Genomic DNA, 4,429 nt, shown 5'->3' with positions numbered 1-4,429 from the left:
GCCCGCACGAGCAGTTGATCGACGGCAAGTGGACGCGGATGTAGGCCGCGCTGCGACGATCGTCAAGCAGCGAGCTGCGCCAGCGCTTCGTCCGCGAGCGCCAGGCAGGCGGTGAGCCCCGGCGACTCGATGCCGAAGAGGTTGAGCAGACCCGCCACGCCGTGCCGGGACGGCCCCTGCAGCACGAAGTCCTCGGCGGGCGCGCCCGGCCCGGCCAGCTTGGGACGCACGCCGCTGTAGGCCGGCTGCAGCGCGCCCTCGGGCATCCCGGGCCAGTAACGCCGCACTTCGGCATCGAAGCGCGCGGCGCGGCCGGCATCGACGCGGTAGTCGATCTCGTCCGGCGTGGCCGGCGCGATCCACTCCACATCGGGGCCGAAGCGGGCCTGACCCGCCAGGTCGAGCGTGAGGTGCACGCCGAGTCCGGCCGCGTCGGGCATCGGATAGACCAGGCGAGAGAACGGCGAGCGGCCGGACAAGGCGAAGTAGCTGCCCTTGGCGTAATGCGGCCGCGGCACCCAGCGCGCGGCCAGGCCGCTCATGCGAGAGGCCACCGCCGGCGCCCACAGGCCCGCGGCGTTCACCACCACCCGCGCCGCCAGTTCGCAGGCGGCCTCGCCGCCGACCTGCACCACGTGGGCGCCGTCGCCCAGCAGCACCGCCTCGACCGGCGAGCGCAGCGCGAGCGCGCCGCCGGCCGCTTCGAGCTCGCCTTGCAGCGAGAGCATGAGCGCGTGGCTGTCGACGATGCCGGTCGACGGCGACAGCAGGGCCTCGTCGGCGTGCAGCGCCGGCTCCAGCCGCCGCGCCTCGTCGGCGCTCAAGGGCCGCAGGTCGAGCACGCCGTTGGCCGCGGCCTGGGCAGCGATCTGGCGCAGCCTGGCCGCCTGCTCGGCCCCGTTGGCCACCAGCAGCTTGCCGCAGCGGCGATGTGCGACCCCGTGCGATTCGCAGTGGCGCAGCAGCAGTTCGCGCCCCCGCACGCACAAGCGTGCCTTGAGCGAGCCGGTGGGGTAGTACAGCCCGGCGTGGATGACCTCGCTGTTGCGCGAGCTGGTGGCCGTGCCGATGGCATCGGCCCGCTCGAGCACGATCGTCTCGAGTCCGCGCTGCGCCAGCGCGCGGCCCACCGCCAGGCCGACCACCCCGGCACCGATCACGATCGCGTCGACCTGGTCCATCGGGCGATTGTGCCGAACGGCGGCAGGCGCTCGGGCCGCTCCGGGGCGCGGCCGCCGGATGTCGCTGAACTACATATGATCGTCACGCACAACGTAGCCCGCTTCACTACGTGCGCAACGGTAATCGCCCGCGTAGTTACGACGAATACTCTTGTAATAGAGCGTTCGAATGGAGGGCTCTCCACCTTGTGGGCGGGCGTGCAGAAGTAATAGAACTACTTGCTGGCTGAAGCCTTGTTCATGCCTGCACAACCCACCACAGGAGAGAGACCCATGACACCACATCAGCGGACCCGGCACGCCTGGATGGCGGCCGCCTGCCTTGTCGCGGCGAGCTTCGCACCCGTCGCTACCCAGGCCGCGGGCTTCAACCCGCGCGACACCTCGGTGCAGCTTTTCGAATGGAGCTGGAACGACATCGCCACCGAGTGCTCCCAGTGGCTGGGTCCGCAAGGCTACGGAGCGGTGCAGATCTCGCCGCCGGGCGCGTCCAAGAACGCCAATGGCTGGTGGGGCGTGTACCAGCCGGTCAACCACGTCAACCTGACCAGCCGCATGGGCACCGCCGCGCAGCTGCAGACGATGATCAACACCTGCCACGCGGCCGGCGTGCGCGTCTATGCCGACATCGTCACCAACCAGCTGGCCGACGGCAGCAGCGCGGCCAACGGCGTCGCGACCGACGGCTCGAGCTGGGACTCGGCAACGCTCAGCTACCCGTACTTCAGCGGCAACGACTTCCACTCCTACTGCAACATCCAGGACGCCGACTACAACTCGCCGGCCGGCCGCAACAACGTGATGCTGTGCCGCCTGGGCGGCCTGCCCGATCTCGCCAGCGAAAGCAGCTACGTGCAGGGCCAGGTCGTCAATTACCTCAACACGCTGCTCGACATGGGCGTGGACGGCTTTCGCATCGACGCGGCCAAGCACCAGCAGCCGAGCGCGCTGCAGTCGATCTTCAGCGCGGTCAAGGCCAGCCACCCGACGACCAAGGCGGGCGAGCCGATCTGGATCACGCAGGAGGTGCTGCCCGACGGCGAGGTCAATCGCGCCGACTACTTCCCCATCGGGACCATCAACGAGTTCCAGTTCACCTTCGCGATGCGCGACGCGTTTCGCAACTGGAACGGCCTGAGCCTCGCGTCGATTCCCTCGGTGATGGGCACGTGGGGCAACTGGGGCGGCAGCTGGGGCTTCGTGCAGCCGCAAAACGCCACGATCCTGGTCGACAACTGGGACACCGAGCGCAACGGCAGCTCGCTCAACGCCAGCAACTACACGGGGAGCGTGCCCAACGACACGCAGGGCTCGCACCGCTACGACCTCGCCAACATCTTCATGCTGGCCCAAGGCTACGGCGAGGCGCAGGTGCAGTCGGGCTTTCGCTTCACCAACAAGGATGCCGACCGCCCGAGCGTGAGCCCCTACCTGAACGGCGTGCCGCAGATCAACGTCGCCTGGGACTTCATCCACCGCTGGCAGGACATCTCCAACATGGTGAAGTTCCGATCCGCCGCCGCCGGCCAGCCGCAGGCGAACTGGACCACCGGCAACGCCAACCAGGTCGCGTTCAGCCGCGGCTCGGTGGGCTTCGTCGCGATCAACAACACGACGGGCGCGTGGACCAACACCTTCTACACGGGCTTGCCGGCGGGCACCTACTGCAACGTGGTGCACGGCTCGCTCGACGGGACCGGCAGCGCGTGCAAGGCCGACAGCGTGGTGGTCAACGGCAGCGGCTACGCCTCGATCAGCGTGCCCGCCGACGGCGGCAGCGTCGTGCCGGCGGTGGCCATTTACACCGGCCAGAAGGTCTCGGGCTCGACCACCGGTTGCGCGGTGAGCTTCACGATCGCCAACGCCAACACGGTGTACGGACAGAACCTGCGCGTGGTGGGCAATGTGGCCGCGCTGGGCAGCTGGGCGCCTGCCGCCGGCTTTGCGCTGACCATCCAGGGCTCGGGGGCGAACGTGCCGTGGAGCGGCAGCGTGAACCTGCCCGCGAATGCCGCCGTCCAGTACAAGTACGTCAAGTGGGACGGCAGCAGCGCCGTGTGGGAAAGCAACCAGCCCACGGCCAGCGGCAACCGCGAGTTCACGACCTGCGCCTCGGCCACGCAGTCGCGCGACGACGGCAAATTCAAGTTCTGACTACGAGCAGGTGACCGCGACGATCGACACGTTGCTGTTCACAAGCGTGCCCGTGCCTTGCGCCACCGAGCATGTCTGACCCTGCGGCTGCGTGAGCACGGTCACGTTGTAGGTCGCTCCGGGCGCCAGCAGGGTCGGAAAGACGAAGCTGCTGTTGGCGCCGATGGTCAGCGCGTCGCCGCCATTGTTCTGCAGCGTCACGCTCTGGCCGCTGGCCAGCCCCGACACGCTGCCGCCGACCGACAGGCCTGGCACGCACGCCACCACGATGTTGGTCACCTTGGCGGCATTCGAGTCGATGCTGCCCTGCCCGTTGGTCACGGTGCACGCGAGGCCCGCCGGTTGGACGGCGATGGTGACGTTGTACGACGCGCCCGCCGGATAGTCGGGCGCGAAGGTGAAGGGCCCGTTCGATGCGATCGCAATCGTGTCGCGGCCGTTGTTCTGCAAGGTGACCGCGGTACCGGTGTTCAGGCCGCTCACCGTGCCGCCGATCGTGGTGACCCCGCCGCCCCCGCATGCCGCCAGCAGCGTCGCCAGCCAGGCTGCCGAAAGAATCGATCGACCGTTTGTCATGGCGCCTCCAGGCAAGGTCCGAGCGGTCATTCTCGGAGCAAACCGGCCGCCACGCCGTGGCCATGACACCGATCGTCACCATGCGCTTGATCTTCGTCTATATTTCGATTATTGTAGAAACATCGTATTCGCCGGATCACCCGATGAAGAAGTCCGAACAACCTGCCGTCGCCCGATTCGCTCGCATGCTGGCCGCCATGGGCACCGAGCCGCGCCTGCGCATCGTGCGCCTGCTGCTGGCTGCCCACCCGGAGGGCATGGTGGTGGGCGAGATCGCCGCCGAGCTCGAGATGGCGAACTCGACGCTGTCGCACCACCTGGACAAGCTGCGCAACGAAGGGCTGATCACGGTGCAGCGCGAAGGCACCTTCTTGCGCTACGCGGCGGACACGAGCGGGTTGGAGCAGTTGCTGGGCTTCCTGTATGCGGAGTGCTGCACGCGCAACAAGGCGGTGGAGCCCAAGCGAGTGGTTTGTTGTGGCTGACTGGACTCATTGGAGAAACACATGAATGCATCG

General features: G+C 68.1%; 4 protein-coding genes. 2 read left to right on the top strand and 2 right to left on the bottom strand.

What is annotated here, in order from left to right; translation table 11 throughout:
• Positions 1 to 62: 62 nt before the first annotated feature.
• Positions 63 to 1,181 (bottom strand): NAD(P)/FAD-dependent oxidoreductase, encoded by a 1,119-nt coding sequence (locus VJ693_RS00220; RefSeq protein ID WP_324151441.1) that lies wholly within the window; start codon positions 1,179 to 1,181, stop codon positions 63 to 65.
• A 273-nt stretch (positions 1,182 to 1,454) separates the two neighbouring features.
• On the opposite strand from VJ693_RS00220, the gene VJ693_RS00215 reads away from it, so the two are divergent.
• Positions 1,455 to 3,335, top strand: a complete 1,881-nt coding sequence (locus tag VJ693_RS00215) for a carbohydrate-binding module family 20 domain-containing protein (protein ID WP_324151440.1) — start codon at positions 1,455 to 1,457, stop codon at positions 3,333 to 3,335.
• Here VJ693_RS00215 and VJ693_RS00210 read toward each other — a convergent pair whose 3' ends face one another.
• Positions 3,336 to 3,941 carry a hypothetical protein gene (locus VJ693_RS00210; protein ID WP_324151439.1) on the bottom strand — a complete coding sequence of 202 codons (606 nt, stop codon included), beginning with the start codon at positions 3,939 to 3,941 and terminating at the stop codon, positions 3,336 to 3,338.
• 32 nt (positions 3,942 to 3,973) lie between these two features.
• On the opposite strand from VJ693_RS00210, the gene VJ693_RS00205 reads away from it, so the two are divergent.
• Complete coding sequence (locus VJ693_RS00205) at positions 3,974 to 4,396, top strand: metalloregulator ArsR/SmtB family transcription factor (protein ID WP_324151438.1); 423 nt, start codon at positions 3,974 to 3,976, stop codon at positions 4,394 to 4,396.
• Positions 4,397 to 4,429: the final 33 nt, after the last annotated feature.

It is taken from the genome of Ideonella sp., assembly GCF_035254525.1.
Lineage (GTDB): Bacteria > Pseudomonadota > Gammaproteobacteria > Burkholderiales > Burkholderiaceae_C > Ideonella.
The sequence above is the reverse complement of the archived record's forward strand: the minus strand, read 5'-3'. Positions and strand labels throughout refer to the sequence as shown.